Here is a 22525-nt window from a genome sequence, read left to right as displayed (position 1 = left end):
TCATCGGGCCTGCGCCCTTGTGGTTCCCTAACGTCGAGGTGGAAGGAAGGTGAGCATGGAGCGACTGAACCAGGCGATCGCATCGGTTGAGCATCAGCTCGTTGAGGGCGAGGGCGAGGTCGATGTGTGTCGCGCGAGCCAGATAGCGTTGATGTCCGAGCACCATTTCCGGCGGATGTTTTCCACCTTGGCAGGCATGCCACTCTCGGAGTACGTGCGGCGGCGGCGTATGACGCTCGCGGCTGCATCGGTCGTTTCGGGACAAGAAGCGTTGCAGGACCTCGCCGTCCGGTTCGGATACGCCTCTGCTGATGCGTTCTCGCGCGCATTCAAGGCTGTCCACGGCATCGGCCCCGAGGGCGCACGTCGGCCAGGAGCAGTTCTCCGGTCGCAGCCGAAGCTCACCTTCACCATCACGATCGAAGGGAGCACGACCATGAACTACCGCATCGTCGAAAAGGACGAGTTCACGCTGGCGGGGCTATGCACCCGCATCCCCCTCATCTATGAGGGGGTGAACCCGACCGCAGCAGAGTTCGTCGAGAAGATCACGGAGGAGCAGTGGGCGAAGGTCGATGATCTTTCCGACCAAGACCCTGCTGGGGTGCTCAGTGTCCACGATGCGATCTCTCCGTCGCGCGAAGAAGGCACCGAGTTGGACTATTACGTCGCGGCCGCAACGAGCAGGCCGGTTCCGGACGATTTCGACCGGCTCGATGTGCCCGCGATGACGTGGCTTGTCGTGGAGTCGAACGGCGCGTTCCCCGCTGCGTTGCAGGAACTCTGGCCGAAGGCATTCGGGGAGTGGTTCCCCGCGAACCCGTACCAGAGTGTCCCTGGCCCGGAGATGGTCGTCACGGATTTCGTCGACCACGAGCAGACGCACGGCCGGTACGAACTGTGGATTCCCGTCGAGAAGACGCCAGCCTCCTGAACGCCTGGCCTCGATGCCTTGTCCCCCGGTGCGACCCTCGCACCGGGGGGCAACTTTCTCCACAGGAATGATATGCCCCACACCAATGCCCCACTCACGACCGAAGGCCGATACCGACTGATAGAACGCTGCCGTACCCGCCCATTTCGCATGTCGCTGCCGAGATGGGTATCTCCCGCGCGACCGCGTCGAAATGGGTCAGCAGATACAAGCGCTTCGGCGACATCGGCCTACTCGACCGCTCCTCGACACCACGATGCCAACCATCCGCAACGGACTCCGCCACGATCGTCCAAGTCGAATCGATGCGGCGACAACACAAGTGGTCGGCAGCGCGAATCGAGTTCGAACTCACACGCGAAGGCATCGCGATCAGCCGTCGCACGGTGTCCCGCGTGTTGCTCCAGCTCGGCCTCAACCGGCGCAGGTTCATCGACCCGAACGGCGAGTCAAACCGAGAACCGCAGCGGATCGTCGCCGAACGCCCCGGCCATATGGTTTATGTCGACGTGAAGAAGGTCGGTCGCATCCCCGACGGCGGCGGCTGGCGCGTCCACGGACGCGATAGTCCTCAGGCTCGCGCGGTCGAGCGAACGAAGAAGCGCGGCAGCCGGAGCGGCTACGCCTACCTCCACTCCGCCGTCGACGGACATACCCGCCTTGCCTACTCCGAAGCCCTCGACGATGAGCAGGGAACGACTGCTGCTGGATTTCTCGAACGCACGAAGACATGGTTCGCAGCCCACGGCATCACCGCGATTGAGCGGGTCGTCACCGACAACGGCGCGTGCTACCGATCCAAGGTCTTCGCAGAAGCGGTGCTCCCGGCACGGCATCAGCGAATCACACCCTTCACGCCGCGCCATAACGGGAAAGTTGAGCGATACCACAGGATCCTCGCCGAAGAGTTCCTCTACGCCCGAACCTGGCGCTCAGAACAAGAACGAGCTGACGGGCTTGTGCTCTGGAACCTGCACTACAACTACCACCGGCCGCACGGCGCACACGACGGTCAACCACCAGCATCGGCGGCTCCCAGTGCTGTCAAGAACGTCCTGGCCTCATACAGCAGGCACAGCGGGCCATGATGAAATAGGAGTATGAATTATCGCGTCTTCCTCACTCCCGCGTATCTGACCTCTTTGCTCGTGCTCCTCGTGGGGGCCGTTCTCATCACCGCCCACCTGGGAATCCTGGGGTGGATCCTGGTTCTCGCAGGGGTCGCCCTCAACGTCGTGGCGTCCATGGTGAGCCACAATCGCGAGGAGCTCCGCCGTACCGAAAGTGAGGGCAAGACCCCGGCGTCGTAAGGCTCCGGAGGCCGCCTGATCTTCGAGCGAGGGCAGACAGAAGAAGACCCGGGGCCGCGACATCGGTCGCGACCCCGGGTCGAAGTCTTCCGTGCCTCCCTAGGGCCTAATCGTTGAGCAGGCGTTCGCGCACGCGAGCGAAAATACGTTCCACGGATTCGGCCTCTTCGACCGTGACGAGGTCCGCGACGAGCTCCTCCACGTGGCGTCCGTGCATCTCACGGGCCTCGAGGAAGACCTCGAGACCGTGATTCGTCAATTCGGCGAACGCGGCCCGGCCGTCCGATACGTCCTCGATGCGACGCAAAATTCCCTTGTCGCAGAGGACTCCGACTTGATAACTCAGCCGTGACGGGGAGAAGACCATGATGTGGGCGATATCTCCGAGCCGCATGCGGTTGTCGGGCGCGTTGTACAACAACTGGCAGACGTCGTAGTCGGCCAGGCGCAACGGTGTGTCCTTGCGGAGCAACTGATCGAGGCGGTTCGTGAGCATCTGCGATGTCTCGAAGAACTGTCGCCACGAGGTCTTTCTTATTCGTGCATCAGTATCAACTGGTTCCTGTTGCAACTCTGTCACTTGATTCCCCCTTGGTGGTCCTATTGTGCGCGGAGCCATCCGTCCCGCGCGGCAACGCGAGGTGACGGCTATGACGCCACAAATTCAAAGAGTACTAGCATTTCTTCTCGTCAAAGCATTCGCTTCACAGTGTTATGTGACCATCCTGTGAGAGCGTCCGGATTCGGAAACGGGTGTAATCTCCCTAGTCAGAGCACGATTCAGCGGTCCAGGAAAGCGAGGACCGCACGTACGCGCCGATTTCCGGCATCCGTATCCAGGCCCAGCTTGTCGAAGATGTTTCCAATGTGTTTGGCGACGGTCGCGGAGGAAACATAGAGTTCCTGTTCGATTTCCGTGTTCGCTTTCCCCTCGGCCATGAGTTTGAGAATCTCAAGCTCCCGCGGCGTCAGCCGGTCCATGGCGGTGGATCTGCTGTCCGCAGCCGCATTGCCCATGAGGTGTTTGACGACGTCGGGGTCGATGACGGTCCCGCCCTCGGCCACGGTCTCCAGGGCGCGTGCGAAGTCCTCGATCTTGCCCACCCGGTCCTTGAGCAAATACCCCAGGCCCGAGGAATCCGAGGAGAACAGCTCGCGGGCGTACGCCGACGCAATGTACTGCGAGAGAACCAGGACAGGGAGCTGCGGATACTTCGCTCGAAGCGAATGTGCGGCTTGCAATCCGTCCGACGAGTTGTTCGGGGGCATGCGGACATCGGTGATCACGACGTCGACCCCTTCCTCGCTCTGCGCCTGGTCCACCGCAGTCAGCAGCCCGGGGGCATCCCCGACCTCACGGATCACCTCGTGCCCGAGGCGTTTGAGGACCATCACGAGCCCTTCGCGGAGGAGGGTCGAATCTTCGGCGAGAACGATGCGCACGGTGCCCTTTCTGGGGAGACTGCTGTGTCGGTGGGGAAGGCTGGTGATCTAGGGGTGATGGATGGTGGCGGCTTCGTCGTCGGCCGCGGGTCGGTTCTCCCCCAAGGGTATCGACCCGTAGAGCGTGGTCGGGCCGCCCAAGGGTGAGACCAGCCGGACGCTTCCGTCCATGGTCTGGACACGCTCGTTCAGGCCAGAGATCCCGCTGCCCGCGCTGGAGTCGGCGCCACCCTGGCCGTTGTCCGTGATCTCGATGGTGAACACGTTGTTTTCCGTGTAGGCGGTGATCCAGATGGTGTTCGCGGTCGAATGTTTGAGGGCGTTGGTCACGGCTTCGCTCGCGATGTAATACGCGGTGCGCTGGATATCCTTCGGGAGTCGGTCTTCGGCCCGGTAGACAAGTTCCACCGGAAGCATCGAGTGCGTCGCGAGCTCCTCGAGGGCTGCCCGCAGGCCGTGGTCTTCCAAGACGGCAGGGTAGATTCCTCGAACCGTGTTCCGCAGCGTCTGCAGGGCATGGTCCATCTGCTCCTGGGCGCGGGAGACCTCGTGTCGGGCGGCGTCGACGTCGATACCCTGCCTTTCGAGGGATTGGAGCTCGAACTCGGCCATTCCGAGCCTCAGGGTCAGGTTCACGAGTTCCTGCTGGACACCATCGTGCAGGTCCCGTTCAATGCGCCGTCTCTCCGACTCGAAAGAGTCCATGATGCGCGCCCGGGACGAGGTGAGTTGTCGGACCTGGCGCTCGATCTCCTCGGGCCGGGGACTCAGCAGGGTCTTCGAGACGGACCCGGTGGTCGCGGCGACCAGGCCGTTGATGTAGGCGAAGACGATGAGCGCCACAAGGGCGACGAGCGGGAATTTCCACCAGTCCTCGGGCGTGATGTCGCCGTGGATGACGAGACGGAGGAACGAGAAGATACCCGGGACCTCGCCCCTCGACAACGTTCTGTGGAGGGACCCGGTCAAGAACCACAGACCGGCCATGCTCGCCAGGGTGAAAGCTTCGAAGAACAACAGGATCGTCGAAAAGATCCCGAAGACCCCGGCGACCACGAGGGCCAGCACGTTGCGCCAGGAGGCCGGCTCTCGATACCTGGTCTTGACCCACTCCATGAACGGTCTGAGGGGCATGCTCACATTGGCCTGAGGAACCTCCGGGAAGCCCAACATCCACAGTCGGCCGCGCTCAATGTATCCGAACCACAGCCCAATGATGGGAAGGAGCGCGAGTGCCAGCACCGGGAATCCGAAGAAGGTGATGCTCAGGACAGAATCATTCGTCGAGACGAGGCCGACGAGCGTGAATGCGGCCACCATCGCGACGAGGAACATCATGGGCTGGAGAAGGAGCGCGCACAGGGCAACCCACGGGCCCGAAGAGACGAGGTACCAGGGGCTCGCCAGCTTGCGCCACATCGATGCTTTCATGGTTCCTCTCGTTGACGTCCGTCGCTCGTGCGGGAGACGTTACCCTGTTCGTCGCGTCCGGGCCGACCCTGGAAGTGCCCGATGATTTGGTGGGCGAAGGTGCTGTGGTCGAGACGGATTCGCCGCCACCAGCGGGAGCGGGCTCTTCCGGGGTCGGCCGGACGCTACATTTCCATGGTCTCGCACACCCGTGCCGGGATCAGTGGGGAACGCTCTGAACCCGGGGTAGAGCTGGCTCTACCCCGTCGGATCCGGCGGGGACAACGGTTCGGATCCGGTCGCCGGACGTGCGCAGACCCGAGCGCCCAAGCCGAAGAAATCCGCAATGACATCGGCGGCCACGAACGCTCGGGTGCCGGGTCCGAGACTCGCGACGACGTCGTGCGGTGCGGGAACCACGTGCCCCATGCCGTGCACTGTCCACAAGTGCACCGGTTCTTTGCCTCGCTCCGACCATTCGGACACGACAACGCCGTGGTGGGGATGCTTCTCGGACGGGGAGGTACTGATCCCATTGCGCTCGGCGAAGTAGCCGGCGGATTCTGGCGCCGACAGGACGGCGCCGCGGGATTGCTTCCCCCAGAGTGATGCCTGGCCTCCGGCGTAGGGCGCCAAGGGATCCGCCGTGCCGTGGATCGCGAGCAGGCGAACGGGCTTCGGAACAGTGGGCAATCCGTCCGCGAGCAAGAAATTCTCCGGGGTGGGTTGGGTCGCTGCGATCGTCGCCGCGCCCGACAAGAGTTTGGGCGCCTCATGGATCAGCCGGAGAACCATCTGGCCGCCGTTGGAATACCCGACGGCGAAGACCCTGGTCGGATCGATGTCGTGCGTCTGTCGGAGTCGTCTGATGGTGGCCGCGGTGAAGGCGACGTCGTCGATCCCGAGTTCACGGGACCGGAAGTCTGCGCCCACGCGGGAATCGTTGAAGTGCCGCTCGAAGCCGTCCACGTACGCCATCACGGCTCCGGTGCGGGCAGCGACACCGTCGAAGGTTCCGGCGGTGAATTTGCGGAAGACCCGGGAATTCTGCTGCGACCCGTGGAAAAGGAGCACGAGCGGTGCTTTCTCCTCCACATGGCTCGGCGCCACGACGGTCAGGGTGCGCTCGCGCCCCTGGAGCCCGATCGACTCTCGGCTCACGGTCAGGGAAGTGCTCACCGCATCATCGTACGTTCGGCGCACACAGAACGTGAAAGCTCGCGTCATCACCGAATCACGCCGAGGCGCGTTCGGGTATCCATCGAAGCGTCAGGGCCGGGTGCCGAAGATTCGGATTTCGATGCCGTCCGGATCGTGGAGAAGAAGCACGTTGCCGTTGGGGGTTGCATCGGGGACACCATGGCCCAGGCGTTCGAGATGGTCCTTCCAAGCCTCGAGCTCTCCCTGGTTCGGGACATACAGGGACAGCGGGTCGAATCCGTGGATCCCCTGGGCGACCTGCGGATTCTGGCGGAGGGCGATCGAGAGGAAGGGTTCGCCCTCTGGGGAGGACAGCGTCCCGGCGAGACCGCGCACCACTCCGTCGTCGTCCCGGAAATCCCTCTGGACCCTCAGACCCAGCGTCGATTCGTACCAGTGACGACTGCGCTCTATATCGGTCACGGGAATCTTCACGTGGTGGACTCCGGACAGTGCTGGGGTGCTCATGCGACTCGACTCCTCGGGCGTGGATCGTGACCACAGGCTACTGCGAAAGCCGGTTGGCCGACAGGGGTCGGGGCGCCCCGAGCCCCAGTCGCGGTCCGCTCACCGTGATCAGCCGTTCAGGAGATCCTCGAAAGGAGTGACCTTGAGCGGAGGAAGCCCGTTGCCTCCGGCGAGGGAAGGCGACGCGGGCTCCGGTTCCGCCGTCACCGGGTCGGTCTCGCCGGGGTGTTGGCCGCCGAGCCCCCACGTGATGCGGTCCGCCAGCTCGGTTCCCGCCCGGTCGATGCGATGCTGCAACGAACTGTCCGCGCCGAAATCATCCGTGGCGGCAAAAACACCGGTGGGAACGACGTCGGCGCGCAGGTACGCGAACAGCGGCCGCAAAGAACTCTCGATCACGAGCGAGTGCCGAGCGGTGCCGCCCGTGGCCGCGACGACCGTGGGGACGCCGACCAGGTCGTCGTCGTCCGTCAGGTCCCAGAAGGACTTGAACAGCCCGGTGTAGCCGGCCTTGAACGTTGGCGTCACCGCGATCAAGGCATCCGCGGACCGGACGCTGTCCAGCGCACGGCCTACCTCCCCCGAGGGGAAGCCCATGGTCATGTAGTCCGCGATCCCGTGCGCCAGGCCGCGCAGGGAAACGGTCTCGACCTCGACCTCATAGTCTTCACGCCTGAGCCGAGCGAGCACCGAATCCGAGATCCTCCCACCCAGAAGGGCGGTCGACGACGGTTCGGACAGACCGGCCGTCACGACGACCAGCTTGGCCTTACGCATGATGCTCTCCTTCCTGAACCTTGCGGGCCTCGGCGACGCGCGGATGCACCGGGGCCTCCGGGACCTCGGGGTTGTGCGAGGTCGCATACTCCTTGCGGAGCTCCGGCAGGACCTGCTCGCCGAACATGTCCAACTGTTCAAGAACCGTCTTGAGCGGCAGGCCGGCGTGGTCGACCAGGAACAACTGGCGCTGGTAATCACCCGCGTACTCCCGGAACGACAAGGTCTTCTCCAGAACCTCCTGCGGCGAACCCACGGTCAACGGGGTCTGGTCCGTGAACTCCTCCATGGTGGGGCCGTGGCCGTAGACCGGTGCGTTGTCGAAGTACGGACGGAACTCGCGCCACGCATCCTGTGTCTTCTGGCGCATGAAGAACTGCCCACCCAGACCGACGATCGCTTGTTCGGCCTTGCCGTGGCCGTAATGCTCATAGCGCTCGCGGTACAGATTGATCATCTGGGCCGTGTGTTCCTTGTTCCAGAAAATGTTGTTGTGAAAGAAGCCGTCACCGTAATAAGCCGCTTGTTCCGCGATCTCCGGCGTACGGATGGACCCGTGCCATACGAACGGCGCGACGCCGTCGAGGGGCCGAGGCGTGGAGGTGAACGACTGCAACGGGGTGCGGAATTTGCCCTGCCAGTTCACGACGTCCTCGTTCCACAGACGGTGCAGCAGGTTGTAGTTCTCCACCGCCAGGTTCACGCCCTGTCGGATGTCCTTGCCGAACCACGGGTAGACCGGGCCGGTGTTCCCGCGCCCGAGCATGAGATCCACGCGCCCCTCCGCAAGGTGCTGGACGTATGAGTAGTCCTCGGCCAGACGGACCGGGTCCATCGTGGTGATGAGGGTGGTCGACGTCGAGAGAATCAGATTCTCGGTCTGCGCCGCGAGGTAGGCCATGAGCGTGGGCGGATTTCCCGGGGCCACAAACGGCGGATTGTGATGTTGACCGGTCGCAAACACGTCTAGGCCGATGTCCTCAGCCTTCTTGGCAATTTCGATGGTGGCCTTGATGCGTTCGTGCTCCGTGGGAGTGGTGCCGTTGGTGGGGTCCTGGGTGACGTCCCCGATCGTCATGATTCCGAGTTGCATGGTGACCTCCTGCTGGCTGGTTCGGGGCCGGCGCTGCCGGCATGACCCGTGGGGGTTTGGGCGAATCATCCTCCACAACACGGTTACACTTCCGCTTATTCCCGGCAAAAATTATTTGAAGCGTAAAGCAAGTCTGGGGCGGGAGGCGGTGGCCGGGAGCGCACGGGATTGCCACCTCGACCGGGAGGTCGACGAGACGGCGACGCTTGACTCATGCGGCGTCTAAGATAGGTCGTATGCCGAGGCGAGTTGAAGATTATCGCGGACTCACTCAGAAGAGCAGGTTGCAGGTCCTTCATGCCGTTCAGAATGGACCCGGCCTCCAGTTGCGGGAACTGGCCGAAGAAACCGACCTGCACGTCAACACCCTCCGTGACCACCTCAAGGTGCTCGAGGACGAAGGATTCGTCATGAGGACCCGGGCCGAGACCGGGCGTCGAGGTCGGCCACCGCACGGTTTTTTCCCGGTGCGGAGCACCGAACACAGCGAGGCGGCGAGAGATCGGGTCCGAAACGCACGACGCCGGGGTGACGCGTTCAGGGCGCTGGAACCCGAGCTCGATCACAGCGATCACATTGGCTCCGATGCCGTCCACCAGATCGACGGTCTTTACGAGCATTTGGACGACGCCGGTCTGGAGCCGCGGGTCAACGAGGAAGACCTCACTGTGAGCCTGTTGCCGTGCCTTTATCAGGATATGCTCGACGAAAGCCAACCCTTCGTTTGTTCGGTGCACGCGCGTCTCGTCGAGTCCCAACTCGAACAGATGGACGGTCCGTTGGAGCTCCGTCGGCTCCACCCGTTTGTCGAACCTCGCCGGTGCGTGATCGCCCTGGGACTCCGGGGACAGCAGACCAGGTCAGATCGGGACGGCGGCGTCGACCCGGACCAGGACGATCATCAGTTGGAGAGCGCAGCACTGGACGCACGTCGGGCCGCGGAGCAACGGTCCCACCCTGGTGAGTAAACCGCTCCGCAGCCCGTGCGCACCTCATTGCCGATGCAGGAGTTATGGTGCGACCCGCCGTGAGACAGCGGGATCCTGACCTACTCGGGTTGTTGGGCCCACAGGTCGGGTCCGAATACCTCGTAGTGGATGTTCTCGCTCGCGACACCCTGTGACAACAAGGTCCGCCTGGCGCTCTGCATGAATGGCAACGGACCACACATGAAGACCTGCGCCTCACGTGGGACTTCGACGTCGGAAAGGTCCATGAACCCGGACTTCGCCGGGTAGAGGGTCGGAGCTTTGTCGGCGTCCTCCTCATACCAGTTCTGTGCCTTGACGTTCGGCATGGCAAGCACCTGGCGGCGGAGGTCGCCGTAAAGCGCGTGGGTCGAGTGGGACTTGTCCGCGTGGAAGATGTGAACCTGTCGGTCGGGCTGACGGCGCGACAGATCTTCCATGATGGCGGCCACCGGCGTTATCCCGATTCCTGCCGACACCAGGACCAGCGGCGTATCGGATTCATCGAGAACGACGTCGCCCGCGGGTTGCGAGACATCAAGGACGGTTCCGGGCTTGGCATTTTCGTAAAGCCAACCCGATACCTCGCCGTCAGGTGCGCCATTGGCTCCACGAACTCGCTTGACGGTGACGCGGAGCGAATCCCCGCGCGGTCCCGATGAAATGGTGTACTGACGCGGCTGGCGGCGTCCGTCCGGGAGATCGACCGCGATGGCCACGTACTGGCCCGTGCGATGAGAGGGAACGACCCCCTCGACCGGGGAAAGAACGAGAGAGAATACCTCGTCCGATTCCTCGAACCTCTCCGCGACCCGGTATTTCCTCCATGGTTGATCGGGGTCCGTCCCCGCCTGGGCGTACAGCTTGGCCTCCTCGGCGATGAGTGTGGTGCCGAAGAGCCAGTAGACCTCGTCCCAGGCAGCGGCCACTTCCGGAGTGATCGCTGCTCCGAGAACCTTTTTGACCGCGCCGAGAAGATAGTGGCCCACGATCAGGTACTGAGTCGCGGTTACGCCGAGAGAAACGTGTTTGTGGGCGATCCGTTGCATGACCGGGGTGAAGTCGGGCGTATCGGGATCGATGAGCTGCACGGCGAATGCCACGACTGACGCCGCCAGTGCCTTGGGTTGCTCGCCTATGGCCTGGTTCGCTTGGTTGAAGACATCGAGCAGCTCGGGGTGAGCCTCGAACATGTCCTTGTAGAACACCGTGGTGATTTCGTCCGAGTGCTCCGAGACGACGCCGGCGGTTTGCGCGACGATGGCTTCGGAATCGGGGGACAACTTCATGAAGGGCCTCTCCTCTGCCTTGAAGGGACAACGTGATACCTCAAGGATTTCGTTGATCCGAGCTACGCGGTCTCGTTTCTGCCGTGATTATTGATGAGGTCCGGGGATCACTTGTGCCGGCTTGTCCCTGGGCAGCTGAGGAGGAGTCTTCATTGGGGGCAATTGCTGGCCGAGGTGGCAGAATCGTGCGGTTTTTGGCGGGTTTTGATCCCAAAACTGCCACCTCGTGGCCGGGAGCGCACGGGATTGCCACCTCGACCGGGAGGGGTGGACATCGGTCCGGACGTGCGAGACGTACCGTGACGCGTCTACCCTCCGACGCCGCAGGATCCCCCGCCGAAGCGCCACCGGTTGGAGGAGAACCACGCGTAGACCCACCGGGCCCCGACCGAGGCCACGGGGGCCAGGATCAGTCGGCCCGCGAGCCTATCGACACGATGCGGCGAGGCAAGAAGGGCTTTGCCGATGGATTCGTGTCCCCAGAACCTCCGCGCCCCGGGGAGGAGCTTCCCCTCGGGCGGTCGTGGGCCCTCCGCATAGACGGCTTCTTCGAGGAACCTCTCGCACTCACCGTCCGTGAGTTCTTCCTGGACCCGGGAGAAGGGCACGACGTCGAGGCGGTCGCGAGTCCGGCGATCCAGGAACCGGGCCGCAGGAACGCAGGGCCCGCAGGCGTCGTCGTACACGAATGTTCGCATGAGCCGACCATAGCCCTCCCGGGCGAGCCGTGTCTCACCTCGCGGCGACCTGCTCGCGGCTCTCCTCCTCTGACCGCTGGGCTTTCCTGTCACGACGACGTGCCGAGCCCGGCAGCCGGACCTTGGTCGCGGACAGCGTGGTGCCCATCGACGCGAGAATCACCAGCGCGATGGCGAGGAACCGGAGCGGACCGACGACCTGATGCAGCAGAAGGAAACCAAAGAGGGCGGCGAAAGCTGGCTCGAGGCTCAGCAGAATGCTGAAGGTCGCATTCGGCAGACGGCGCAACGCCTTGAGCTCGAGACTGTAGGGAATGACCGAGGACATCAGCCCGACCACGGCCCCCATGACCAGGAGATTCGGGTCGGAGAAGGCATGGACCGCCGAAGGCCCACCGACCGGGGCAAGAACCACGGCCGCGACCGCCATCGCGACGGCCAGACCACCGGTCCCGGGGACGGTGCGCCCGACCTGGGCACTCGTCAGGACGTAGACGGCCCAGAACGCGCCGGCGATGAGCACGCAGACCACACCGATGGGGTCCAGAGCGGCGCTCGCGGTGGTCACGCTCTCGATGCCGAGCACGGCCATCCCGGCCAGGGCGAGCAGCACCCACAGGAAGTCCACGATCCTGCGGGAGAGGATAGCGGCCAGCGCCAAGGGGCCCAGGAACTCGATGGCCACACCCGCTCCGAGAGGGATGCGCGCGATGCCAGCGTAGAAGAAGCCGTTCATGCCGGCCAGAGCGAGCCCGAAAAGGACCACGGAACGCCACTGCTTGCCGGTCCATCCGGCGACCCGCGGCCGCGTGATGACCAGCAGAATGACCGCCGCAAACATCATCCGCAACGAGGTAACGCCCCAGGGGCCGAGCTGCGGGAACAGCGACGTCGCGATCGAGGCACCCAGCTGGAGGGACGTGCAGGAACCGATGACGAACAGGATCCCGGGTGCCATGCTCCGGGGAGAGCCCGCCCCCGGGCTCACGGTGGGTATCGAGCCGGTGGTCACGACTGCCGGGGTCACACCTGTTGCGGGTCCGGTGTTCATGGTGTTCACGGCTCACCTCCTGAAGGAACGAATGTCATGATGGCGCCCCGATCCCCGGAACAACGCGGGAGGGGCCTGTATTAAGCATGATCCTTCAGGGAATGGGTAGTCTAGCGAATGTATCTAATCCCGAAAGATAAGAAAAAATAATCATCGGGCGGAATGGTCGAACGACGTCGACCGCCGACGTCGGGCACCGCCACTCACCGACAGCCCGCACTGACGAGATCCCGGAACAGCCGGGGAGACGACTGGCGCCCGCGGATCCCGGGAGGAAGAAAACCGTGCTCAATCTTCAGCGGCTCCGTATGCTTCGCGAAGTCCAACGCATGGGGACGTTGGCGAAGGTCGCCCGATCGATGGCGTACACACCCTCCGCCGTGTCCCAGCAGTTGGCCCTGTTGGAGCGGGAGGCCGGCGTCGTGCTCCTGGAACACGTGGGGCGCGGGGTTCGTCTGACTCCTGAGGCGGAAAATCTGGTCCACCACGCGGACGCCATGCTCGCCCGCATGGAGCTCGCCGAGTCCGAGCTGGCGGGTTCCCACACCGAGGTGGGCGGGACGTTGCGCATCGGGGCCTTCCAGACCGCGGTCATGACGGTCGCTTCGCGGGCTCTGGACATTCTCGACGAGAGGCACCCGAAGCTTGCGGTCGATATCACTCAGCGGGAAGTCGGGGAAGCCTATGAAGGACTCCTCGCGCATGAATTCGACGTGATCATCGGAGAGGAATACCCGGGGCTGGCCGAACCGGTACGGGAAGGGGTGGACCGGATCACCGTGATCAGGGACCCGCTGAACCTGGTCATCCCGGGAGAGGGTCCTCTGGCCGAGATGCCTCGTCGATTCAGCGACCTCAAGGACGCGCCCTGGGCGATGGATCCCGAGGACCAACCAACGGGCCAGTGGGCCCGCGGAATCTGCCGCAGCGCCGGATTCGAACCGAGGGTCCGATTCGACACCAGGAACCCCCTCATCCAGGCACACCTGGTTCGTACGGGGCACGCCGTCGCCCTGATCCCCGCCCTGCTCAACCGGCAATACTTGGCTGGAACCCGGCTGATCGGTCTTCCGGGGGACGACCACCGGATGGTCTACACGTCGAATCGCACGGGCCGCGCGAGCCACCCCGCCATCCTCGCCTGCCGGGAAGCATTCCAGGAGGCCGTCCGGGGAGAAACCGCACCGGAACCCGAACTGCGGCTGACGGAGTAACCCCGGCTCCGACGAGCTCGGTGCCAACGGAACGCCTCAGGTTGGCTGCTTCCCTACTTCCCGCCGCGAGGTGGCAATTCGGTGCATCTTTTGCCGCGAGGTGGCAGGTTTGTGCGGATTTCGGCGTGAAAAGTGCACGGCGTTGCCACCTCGCGGTCCCGGTTGCAGGCTCTGCGCAGGGGAGGGACGACGTCGATCGCCCAAGACTGCGTTTTCTTGAGCCAGATGACGGATTCTTTCAATTCCTCTGACTCTGGCGACGGGGATGGATAGCCTGATGGCAGACGCACGGCATGACCCCGTGTCACTCGCAATCCAGAGGAACCGCATCGTGACCGCTTTCAGGAATTCCCAGGCCTGGGCGCTGGCCTCGCGCTTCGAGGCATTGGACTGTCCTATCCGCTGAGCGGCGCCGCAATCCCCCGAGAATCTTGGGCGGGTCGGGCGTCGCCGTCGTCATGATGCCCGAAACAATTCCCCAGGAAGATTCTCATGCCCTTGCCGCCCCGAGATCGGAAGCCTCACTTCCGTTGGGCCAGTCTCCTTGCTCTCGGTTTCAGCACCTTGCTCGTGCTGACCGGGTGCGGATCCTCCGAGAACACCGGAAACAAGCACACCTCGGATTCCCCTGTCTCCGGAGGAACCCTCCGCCTTGCCTTCGACGCCGACCCCGGGTGCGTGGACGGACAACAAGCCGGTCAGAACGTCGCCCTCAACGTGACCAGACAGGTCACCGACTCGTTGACCTACCAGGACCCGGAGTCCGGTGAGTTGGAGCCCTGGCTCGCGGAATCGTGGGACGTGAACGACGATTCGACCGAGTTCACGTTCCACCTCCGGGACGGGGTCACATTCCAGGACGGAACGGATTTCACCGCGCAGTCCGTCAAGAACAATCTGCGGGCGATCCAGGACCTGGGGGCCAAGGCCAGCCTGGGGTCCACCTACCTGACGGGCCTGTCGGACGTACGGACGCCCGACGACCGGACCGTCACGGTGGACTTCGACGAACCCAACGCCCAGTTCCTCCAGGCGACATCCACCATGACCCTTGGTTTCTACTCCGACGCCACGCTGGCCAAATCCGCCGAGGACCGGTGCGGGGGCGACGTCGTGGGCACCGGACCCTTCCAGCTCGCGAAATACACTCCGCGGCAGAGCATCCATCTCGACAGGTTCGATGACTACGCGTGGGCCCCTGGCAAGGCAGACCATAGGGGTGCGGCCTACCTCGACGCCGTGGACATGTCGATCGTCCCCGAAGCGACCGTCCGCAATGGGAGCCTGGCCTCCGACCAGATCGACGTCGATACCGTGGTCCAGCCCCAGGACGAAGAGCTCCTCCAGGCCTCGGACTACAAGATCCTCGACCGGCCGAACCCCGGCGTCGTCTACAATCTCATCCTCAACGAGTCCAGGCCGCTCTTCTCCGACGAACGCGTGCGCAAGGCCCTGACCAAGTCCATCGACCGCGACCAGTTGCGGGCATTGCTCTCCCGGTACCAGGAGCCGGCGACATCGTTGCTGGCCCGGTCCACGCCGGATTATCAGGACGTCTCCGGCCTGCTGGGTCACGACCCCGACGGCGCCTCGAAACTTCTCGACCAGGCCGGATGGACGATGAACCACAAGACCGGTCTGAGGGAGAAGGACGGCCAGACCCTGAGCTTCACGGTCAAGTACTGGCAGTCCGCGCCCTTCCTGGAACTCGTGCAGCAGCAGCTGAGGGAGTCGGGCATCGAGATGAAGCTCGAGCAGACGACGGTCGCCAACACCGAAGCGGCCAGGCAATCCGGAGAAGCCGACGCCGAGTTCATGAATCTGACCCGCTCGGATCCGGACGTGCTCCGGACCGTCTTCGACGCGAACGGTGCCAACCGGAACAGGCGGGAGCCCGCGCAGGTCGACCAGGACCTGGACCGATCTGCCGGCGTCAAGGATCCGACGGAGCGGAAGAAGCTGGTCGACGATTCCGTGTCGACCCTGATCGAGGACGCGCACTCGGTCCCGTTGGTCGAGCTGTCCGGTGTGATGGCGACGTCGCCGCACGTCCAGGGCTTCCGGTACGAGGCGTCTTCACGTTTCGAGCTGTACGACACGTGGCTGGACGACGCCGACGGCGCGACCGGCTCCGGCTCCGCGAGAGGAGGCACCCGATGAACCCGGTGGTCGCGATGATCCTGCGTCGCCTCGGTTTCGGTGTGCTCGTTCTGTGGGCCGCCTACACCCTGGCCTTCCTGCTGTTGTACGCCCTGCCCGGAGACTCCGTAGCAGCCGTGCTGGGTGGAGACCTCTCGACAGCCACCCAACAGGAAATCGACGAGATCCGACACCAGTATGGTTTCGACCAGCCGCTGATCGTCCAGTACTTGACCTCTCTCGGGGACGCCGTGCGAGGAAACCTCGGAACGTCGTATTCCACCGGGCAGCCGGTGACGGCGGCCATCGGCCAGGCCTTGCCCGTAACGATCGAGTTGGCGGCATGGGCGCTGCTCATCGCCGTCCCCGGGGGAATCCTGGTGGCACTCGCCGCCGTCGGCGTGCGGAACCCGTGGTTGCGCAATCTGCTCTCGGGTCTCCCGAGCGTAGGGGTCTCCTTACCGACCTTCTGGGTCGGCCTGCTCCTCCTGCAATTGTTCTCCTTCCGACTGGGCCTCATCCCGGCGATCGGGGCGCGCGGTTTCGCCGGAGTCATCCTCCCCGCCCTGACGCTCTCGCTGCCTCTCGGCGCGATGATCGCCCAGGTGCTGTTGCGGTCCCTCACCCAGGAGTGGACGCGGCAATTCGTCACGACGTACCGTGCCGCCGGCCTGAGTCGAATGCGTCTCCTCCTCTCGCACGCGCTTCCCCCGGCCGGGGTCTCGCTCCTGTCGATCGCCGGCGTGGTCCTCGGCAACGTTCTGGGTGGCGCGGTCATCGTCGAGACGGTCTTTACCCGCAACGGGATCGGTCGGCTCGCCGAAACATCGGTCACGGGGCAGGACATGCCCGTGGTCCTCGGCGTCGTGATGTTGTCCGCTCTCGTGTTCGTGGTGGTCAACCTCGTGGTCGATCTGCTCTACCCGATCCTCGATCCCAGAACCCGTCCCGTCCAGGAGTCGCGCCCATGACTGCTACCGAATTCAGCACGCGCCGTGAGGACCCCGAGAAAGAACCGTTGGACGCCCAGGGCCACGCCCGCAGGAACACGACGACGATGCTTCGGTTTCCCTTCGGCCTGATCGTGCCCTCTCTCGTGGTCCTGGTGGTTCTGGCCTGGGCCGTCCTTCCCTCCCTGTTCGTCACGGAGAACCCGCTGCTGGGTGACCCCGACATCCGGTTGTCGCCGCCGAACACCAACCACTGGTTCGGGACCGACCACCTGGGTCGAGACATTTTCTCCCGTGTCGTCCAGGGCGCCGGCGCCTCACTGGGAACCACCGCCATCGCCGTCCTCATGTCCTTCGTGACCGGTACCTTCCTGGGACTGGTCTCCGGGACCGCGGGCCGGGTGGTGGACACCGTTCTCATGCGAGTCGTGGACGTCATCCAGTCCGTCCCCTCCCTGCTTCTTTCCCTGGCCGTGGTCGCGTCCCTGGGTTCGGGGCCGGTGAACATCGCGGTCGCCGTCGCTGTGGCCTCCGTGCCTTCCTTCGCGAGGCTCATGCGGGGCGAAGTGCTGCGCTGGAGGAATTCGCTGTTCATCGAGGCCGCGACCATGTCAGGCATCAGGACACCTGAGATCCTCTTCCGCCACGTCCTGCCCCACGCGATCGGACCCGTCGGCGCTCTCGCCGCCATCGAGTTCGGTGCGGCGGTTCTCGCGATCTCGGCCCTGAGCTTTCTCGGATTCGGGACCCAGCCGCCCGACCCCGAATGGGGCCTCCTGATCTCCGAGGGCCGGGACTACCTCGCCAGTTCGTGGTGGATGACCGTGATCCCCGGGCTGGTGATCGCGGGCGTCGTCGTATCCGTCAATCGCATTGCCCACGCCCTCCAAACGGAGAGGAGACCATCATGACTCCCTGGACCCCAACCCTGGCACGATCCCGAGCACAGCAGCGCGCCGCGGAAACACAACCCGCGGCGTCCGGACCCATGGACGCGAACCATCACGAGGCGGATACCGAAGGGTCGGGCCGCGCTCACGTGGATCACGGGCCCGACAACCAGATCGCCGCCCTCACCCTGCGCGAACTGACCGTGCGCTACGCACCCACCGCGTCTCCCGCGGTCGAGGGCGTATCGCTGACCGTACCGGTCGGGCAGACCCTGGCCGTCGTCGGGGAATCCGGATCGGGCAAATCGACCACCGCCGCCGTGGCCGCCGGGTTGCTCCCGGGTTCCGCGCACGCACGAACGGCCGAACAACGGCTGATGGGACAGGACATGCGCGGCGCCTCCGAGAAGGCGTGGAAGCACGTCCGCGGCGACCTGCTGGGATACGTTCCCCAGGACACCGGGACGGGTCTCAACCCGGTGCGCACGATTTCTTCCCAGCTGTCCGAGACGCTGCGGGCCGCGGGAATCGCGCGTCGCCAGGCCGCCGCACGGATCACGACGGCGCTCGCCGACGTCGGACTCGACCCCGAACTCCACGGGTCGCGGTACCCGCACGAACTCTCCGGGGGCCAGCGCCAGCGGGTCCTCATCGCCCTCGCTCTCGCGCGTGAACCCCGTCTCGTGATCGCCGACGAGCCGACCTCCGCGCTCGACGTCTCGGCCCAGAAGAGCATCCTGGACCTCCTGGAGGATCGGGTCGCCCGTGCAGGAGCAGGCCTGTTGCTGATCACGCACGACCTCGGTGTGGCCCGCGATCGCGCGGACCGTATCCTGGTCATGGAGAAAGGTCGTGTGGTGGAAGAAGGGCGCGCTGAACGCGTCTTCGCCGACCCCCAGCACGAATACACTCGGAGACTGATGTCGGCGTCGCCGGCGGTGCACGCGGTACCGGACCGGAAAACCGGCGCCGTTCCGGAGGGAACCACGCCCGTGGTGCGAGCCAAGGGGCTCAACAAGGCTTTCGGTGCGGGACCGCACCGGGTCCAGGCAGTGACCGACGTCGACCTCGAGCTGGCCCCCGGGCGCACGCTGGGGATCGTGGGCGAATCGGGGTCCGGAAAATCGACGACGGCACGCATTCTCCTCGGCCTGGAATCCTACGACCAGGGGGTCTTGGAGGTCTTCGGGAAAACCCTGGCACGGAACAGGCGACAGGGGAGAGAACTGGCCACTCGGGCGCGCTTCGTCCATCAGGATCCGACGGGTTCCCTCGACCCGAAATACACCGTGGCCGCATCGATCGGGGAACCATTGCGCGGCTTCCGCATCGGATCCCGCGCGGAGCGTGCGGAACGCGTCACCGAGCTCCTGGACCTCGTGGCTCTCCCTCGTGACCTGGCCGGTCGCCGACCCGCGGAGCTCTCCGGGGGCCAAAGGCAACGCGTCTCGATCGCTCGGGCGCTCGCGGTCGATCCCGAGCTCATCGTGCTGGACGAACCGGTCTCGGCGCTTGATGTTTCGGTCCAGGCCCAGATCCTTGATCTCCTGGCCGACCTCCAGGAGCGACTGGGGCTCTCGTACGTGTTCATCAGTCACGACCTGGCCGTCATCCGCCAGATCTCCGACGACGTCCTGGTCATGGCCGAGGGGCGCGTGATCGAGTCCGGACCGGCGGGGGAAGTCTTCGACGCCCCGCGGGAGCGACTGACTCGGACACTCATCGACGCGGTCCCCGGAACCCGTCACGATGGCGACCCCGCGAACGTCATATGACGTCTTCGGGCTTCGGGTGAACCGTGTGTGACGTGGCGGCGGAATCGGAGGTCATGTCCTTCCGAGGCCGCTGACTAGGTTGTAAGTTCACTATCAGGATCACGAGCACCGGTCTTGAAGCTCTGGCTGACCGGTCGGCAACCCTTTCCGCTGTGATGGGGTGCCCCAGATGAAGATCCGGCCGGGAGCACACCGCTCCCCGGCAAGCACGGCGTCACGAGAAGGACTCGGCGCCCCGCCTTCGAGGGGGATCACGATGTCAGCAGACGAATACCCGCAGGCACCCGGGCTCGGCACGGTGCAGATCCACGGTGGAACGGCCGACCAGCCGTCGGCCCGCCCGGTTCGACCGCCGCTTTACCTGACCGCCTCCTACGAATTCGATACTCTGCGCGATGCCAGGGAATGCTTCGGCCAGCGGGAACCCGGATTCACGTACTCGAGGACCGGAAGCCCCACCGTGGGACTTCTGGAACGTCGCCTGGCCGAGCTCGAGGGCGGCGTCGGTGCCGTCGCGACGTCCTCCGGACAGGCCGCGCTGACCCTGACCCTTCTTGCCTTGGCCGGGCGCTCGGGGCAGAGCCAGGACGGCGAGCCGCACCCCGAGATTCCCGCGGGACACGTGGTCGCTTCGAACCGCATCTACGGCGGCACCGCCGACCTCCTCAACGACACGCTCGCCGAGGCGGGCATCGCCGTGACGTGGGTCGACCCTCATCGCCCGAACGAGTGGGAACGAGCCGTGACGGAACGGACCCGGGCCTTCCTCGTGGAATCCATCGGAAACCCGCACGCCGATCTCCCGGACATTCCTGAGCTCGCAGCCGTCGCACACGCCGCCGGAGCCGCGCTCGTGGTGGACAACACCCTTGCGACGCCGCACCTCCTGCAACCGGGAAGACTCGGGGCCGACGTCGTCGTTCACTCGGTCACGAAGTACCTGACCGGCAACGGCAGCGCGCTGGCCGGAATCGTTGTGGACACCGGACGGTTCTCGCCGAGCAGTGATGCGGCCCGATGGCCGCAGTTCACCGCGCCGCGCCGCCGATTCGGCAATCAGTCGTTGGTCGCGGGGCACGGCGAGCATGGGGCCTTCCTTCACCTCGTCAGGGCGCAGCTGCTCAACGATCTCGGCCCGAGCCTGGCGCCGTGGAATGCACAGCAGGCACTGGAAGGCATCGAGACCCTGGACGTCCGGGTAGACCGTCACTGCCGGGTCGCGGAAGGGATCGCCCGGCGCTTGGCCGCCCATCCCCGCGTGCGGAGCGTGCGGCACCCGAGCCTCCCCGGCTCGAGCGACGCCGCGATCGCCGATCGCGACTTCCCGCGCGGTACCGGGGCGGTCCTCTCCTTCGAGATCGACGGGACAACGGACGACGTCGAGCGATTCTTCGACTCGTTGGAACTGTTCAAGCTCGCCGCCAACCTCGGCGACGGACGCTCGATGGCGACCCACCCCGCGTGGACGACCCACTGTCGGCTCACGCCCGAACTCAGGGAGGCAGGAGAGATCACCGAGCGGACCGTTCGGTTGGCTCTCGGGCGCGAAGACGTCGAGGACCTGTGGCAGGACCTCTCGACGTCGCTCGACAGGGTCACCGGAACCGGCCCGAACCAGGCACCCACCGCACGCGAGAAGGAGACCGTACGAGCATGACCGCGACGCAAGACATCAACGATCTCGGGTCACGCCGGCCTGCGCAGGACGGGACCTCCGCGAGGACGGAGCCGTCCGTGGTTCGGCCCGGATTCAGAACGACTGCTGTCCATGCAGGTCAGGAACCGGACCCGCTGACGGGGGCCGTGATCCCGCCCATCTACCAGACCTCGACGTTCACGCAGGACGGGGTCGAGACGCTCAAGAGCGGATACGAGTACTCGCGCGGCGGAAACCCGACGCGCACCGCCCTGGAGACGCAACTCGCGCAGGTCGAGAACGGGAGCCACGCCTTTGCCTTCGCGTCGGGGATCGCCGCGGAGGACGCCCTTCTGCGTTCGGTGCTCCGTCCCGGAAACACCGTGGTGGCGGCGGCGGAGACCTATGGCGGGACCCATCGCCTCCTCAGCCAGTTGTATTCCAGGTGGGGAGTCGAGACCGCGTTCGTGCCCCCGGCCAGAACCGACGAGCGCGACCGCCTGCTGGCGGATCCGTCCGCGACCGTTCTTTGGGTCGAGACCCCGACCAACCCCTTGCTGAGCATCGTCGACCTCCGCGAATGGGCTGAGGCCGCTCATGCCGCCGGAGCTCTGCTGGTCGTGGACAACACGTTCGCCTCGCCCGCGCTCCAGAATCCTTTGACGTGGGGCGCCGACGTCGTGGTCCACTCGACCACCAAGTACATCGGTGGGCATTCCGATGTGTTGGGCGGTGCCCTGGTCGTCGGTGACGCGGTGTGGGAGGAGCAGTCGCTGGCCGAGTTGTTGCAATTCCAACAATTTGCCTGCGGCGCCGTCGCGGGTCCGCAGGATGCCTTCCTCACCTCGCGCGGCCTCAAGACCCTCGGCGTCCGCATCCGGCAGCACTGCGAAAATGCTCAGACCATTGCCGAATGGCTCGGGGACCGAAACGACGTTGAACAGGTCTGGTACCCGGGTCTTCCGGAGCATCCGGGGCACGACGTCGCCGCGAGACAGATGTCCGGATTCGGCGGGATCGTGTCCCTGCGTGTACGCGGCGGCGAAGCCGCGGCCAGGGCGTTTGCCGAGTCCACCGAGGTGTTCGGGCTCTCCGTGAGTCTCGGGGGAGTCGAGTCGCTGATATCCCACCCCGCGACCATGACCCACGGGTCGACCAAGGGCACCCCCGAGGCCCCGCCGAGCGACGTCGTGCGCCTCTCAGTGGGCATCGAGGACGTCGAGGATTTGCAGGCCGACCTCGATCGAGCCCTGGCCGGAGTGCGCTGACCCCGGAGTCTC

20 protein-coding genes, 1 pseudogene and 1 riboswitch are annotated in these 22525 nt (G+C 65.0%); of the genes and pseudogenes, 11 read left to right on the top strand and 10 right to left on the bottom strand.

Features of this window, described 5'->3' with window-relative positions:
- The first annotated feature begins 55 nt into the window (after positions 1 to 55).
- The 3 genes and pseudogenes from AB0Y14_RS07845 to AB0Y14_RS07835 all read left to right on the top strand — a co-directional run bounded on the left by AB0Y14_RS07845 (position 56) and on the right by AB0Y14_RS07835 (position 2244).
- Positions 56 to 934 carry an AraC family transcriptional regulator gene (locus AB0Y14_RS07845; RefSeq protein ID WP_436588618.1) on the top strand — a complete coding sequence of 293 codons (879 nt, stop codon included), beginning with the start codon at positions 56 to 58 and terminating at the stop codon, positions 932 to 934.
- A 72-nt stretch (positions 935 to 1006) separates the two neighbouring features.
- Positions 1007 to 2022 (top strand): annotated as a pseudogene (locus tag AB0Y14_RS07840) (IS481 family transposase).
- A gap of 12 nt (positions 2023 to 2034) precedes the next feature.
- Complete coding sequence (locus tag AB0Y14_RS07835; protein ID WP_436588617.1) at positions 2035 to 2244, top strand: hypothetical protein; 210 nt, start codon at positions 2035 to 2037, stop codon at positions 2242 to 2244.
- A 106-nt stretch (positions 2245 to 2350) separates the two neighbouring features.
- Here the strand turns inward: AB0Y14_RS07835 and AB0Y14_RS07830 are convergent, their stop codons facing one another.
- From AB0Y14_RS07830 to AB0Y14_RS07800, 7 genes are all read right to left on the bottom strand, one after another.
- The gene (locus AB0Y14_RS07830; RefSeq protein WP_436588616.1) at positions 2351 to 2740 is read right to left on the bottom strand and encodes a MarR family winged helix-turn-helix transcriptional regulator; all 390 of its coding nucleotides are present in this window, start codon (positions 2738 to 2740) and stop codon (positions 2351 to 2353) included.
- 284 nt (positions 2741 to 3024) lie between these two features.
- On the bottom strand, positions 3025 to 3687 hold the full coding sequence (locus AB0Y14_RS07825) for a LuxR C-terminal-related transcriptional regulator (protein ID WP_436588615.1): 663 nt from the start codon (positions 3685 to 3687) through the stop codon (positions 3025 to 3027).
- A 48-nt stretch (positions 3688 to 3735) separates the two neighbouring features.
- On the bottom strand, positions 3736 to 5118 hold the full coding sequence (locus tag AB0Y14_RS07820; protein ID WP_436588614.1) for a sensor histidine kinase: 1383 nt from the start codon (positions 5116 to 5118) through the stop codon (positions 3736 to 3738).
- A gap of 237 nt (positions 5119 to 5355) precedes the next feature.
- On the bottom strand, positions 5356 to 6276 hold the full coding sequence (locus AB0Y14_RS07815) for an alpha/beta hydrolase family esterase (protein ID WP_436588613.1): 921 nt from the start codon (positions 6274 to 6276) through the stop codon (positions 5356 to 5358).
- A 90-nt stretch (positions 6277 to 6366) separates the two neighbouring features.
- Positions 6367 to 6765 (bottom strand): VOC family protein, encoded by a 399-nt coding sequence (locus AB0Y14_RS07810; protein WP_436588612.1) that lies wholly within the window; start codon positions 6763 to 6765, stop codon positions 6367 to 6369.
- 108 nt (positions 6766 to 6873) lie between these two features.
- Complete coding sequence (locus tag AB0Y14_RS07805; RefSeq protein WP_436588611.1) at positions 6874 to 7542, bottom strand: CE1759 family FMN reductase; 669 nt, start codon at positions 7540 to 7542, stop codon at positions 6874 to 6876.
- A complete protein-coding gene (locus AB0Y14_RS07800) occupies positions 7535 to 8635 on the bottom strand; it encodes an LLM class flavin-dependent oxidoreductase (protein WP_436588610.1) in 1101 nt (366 codons plus the stop codon). Before AB0Y14_RS07800 ends, AB0Y14_RS07805 begins: the two co-directional genes overlap by 8 nt.
- A 236-nt stretch (positions 8636 to 8871) precedes the next feature.
- Between AB0Y14_RS07800 and AB0Y14_RS07795 the strand changes: the two genes are divergently transcribed.
- Positions 8872 to 9603, top strand: coding sequence for an ArsR family transcriptional regulator (locus AB0Y14_RS07795; protein ID WP_436588609.1), 732 nt, complete (start codon positions 8872 to 8874; stop codon positions 9601 to 9603).
- An 80-nt stretch (positions 9604 to 9683) separates the two neighbouring features.
- Here AB0Y14_RS07795 and AB0Y14_RS07790 read toward each other — a convergent pair whose 3' ends face one another.
- The 3 genes from AB0Y14_RS07790 to AB0Y14_RS07780 all read right to left on the bottom strand — a co-directional run bounded on the left by AB0Y14_RS07790 (position 9684) and on the right by AB0Y14_RS07780 (position 12641).
- Positions 9684 to 10892 carry a globin domain-containing protein gene (locus tag AB0Y14_RS07790; protein ID WP_436588608.1) on the bottom strand — a complete coding sequence of 403 codons (1209 nt, stop codon included), beginning with the start codon at positions 10890 to 10892 and terminating at the stop codon, positions 9684 to 9686.
- A gap of 308 nt (positions 10893 to 11200) precedes the next feature.
- Positions 11201 to 11590: a DCC1-like thiol-disulfide oxidoreductase family protein gene (locus AB0Y14_RS07785; RefSeq protein ID WP_436588607.1), complete on the bottom strand. Its 390-nt coding sequence runs from the start codon at positions 11588 to 11590 to the stop codon at positions 11201 to 11203.
- A gap of 34 nt (positions 11591 to 11624) precedes the next feature.
- A complete protein-coding gene (locus AB0Y14_RS07780) occupies positions 11625 to 12641 on the bottom strand; it encodes an EamA family transporter (protein ID WP_436588847.1) in 1017 nt (338 codons plus the stop codon).
- A gap of 284 nt (positions 12642 to 12925) precedes the next feature.
- Here AB0Y14_RS07780 and AB0Y14_RS07775 point away from each other — a divergent pair, with 284 nt between their 5' ends.
- The 7 genes from AB0Y14_RS07775 to AB0Y14_RS07745 all read left to right on the top strand — a co-directional run bounded on the left by AB0Y14_RS07775 (position 12926) and on the right by AB0Y14_RS07745 (position 22513).
- Positions 12926 to 13855 (top strand): LysR family transcriptional regulator, encoded by a 930-nt coding sequence (locus tag AB0Y14_RS07775; RefSeq protein ID WP_436588606.1) that lies wholly within the window; start codon positions 12926 to 12928, stop codon positions 13853 to 13855.
- A gap of 492 nt (positions 13856 to 14347) precedes the next feature.
- Positions 14348 to 16015 (top strand): ABC transporter substrate-binding protein, encoded by a 1668-nt coding sequence (locus AB0Y14_RS07770; protein WP_436588605.1) that lies wholly within the window; start codon positions 14348 to 14350, stop codon positions 16013 to 16015.
- Positions 16012 to 16965, top strand: coding sequence for an ABC transporter permease (locus AB0Y14_RS07765; protein ID WP_436588604.1), 954 nt, complete (start codon positions 16012 to 16014; stop codon positions 16963 to 16965). Before AB0Y14_RS07770 ends, AB0Y14_RS07765 begins: the two co-directional genes overlap by 4 nt.
- Positions 16962 to 17855 (top strand): ABC transporter permease, encoded by an 894-nt coding sequence (locus AB0Y14_RS07760; RefSeq protein WP_436588603.1) that lies wholly within the window; start codon positions 16962 to 16964, stop codon positions 17853 to 17855. Before AB0Y14_RS07765 ends, AB0Y14_RS07760 begins: the two co-directional genes overlap by 4 nt.
- Positions 17852 to 19609, top strand: a complete 1758-nt coding sequence (locus AB0Y14_RS07755; protein WP_436588602.1) for a dipeptide ABC transporter ATP-binding protein — start codon at positions 17852 to 17854, stop codon at positions 19607 to 19609. Before AB0Y14_RS07760 ends, AB0Y14_RS07755 begins: the two co-directional genes overlap by 4 nt.
- 97 nt (positions 19610 to 19706) lie before the next feature.
- A riboswitch (SAM riboswitch) is annotated at positions 19707 to 19824 on the top strand.
- 41 nt (positions 19825 to 19865) lie between these two features.
- Complete coding sequence (locus tag AB0Y14_RS07750; RefSeq protein WP_436588601.1) at positions 19866 to 21266, top strand: PLP-dependent transferase; 1401 nt, start codon at positions 19866 to 19868, stop codon at positions 21264 to 21266.
- Positions 21263 to 22513: a cystathionine gamma-synthase gene (locus AB0Y14_RS07745; protein WP_436588600.1), complete on the top strand. Its 1251-nt coding sequence runs from the start codon at positions 21263 to 21265 to the stop codon at positions 22511 to 22513. Before AB0Y14_RS07750 ends, AB0Y14_RS07745 begins: the two co-directional genes overlap by 4 nt.
- The last annotated feature ends 12 nt before the right edge of the window (positions 22514 to 22525 follow it).

This window comes from Rothia sp. HC945 (genome assembly GCF_051370785.1).
GTDB lineage: Bacteria > Actinomycetota > Actinomycetes > Actinomycetales > Micrococcaceae > Rothia.
Note: the sequence above shows the minus strand (reverse complement) of the source record. Positions and strands in the feature narration are given on the sequence as shown.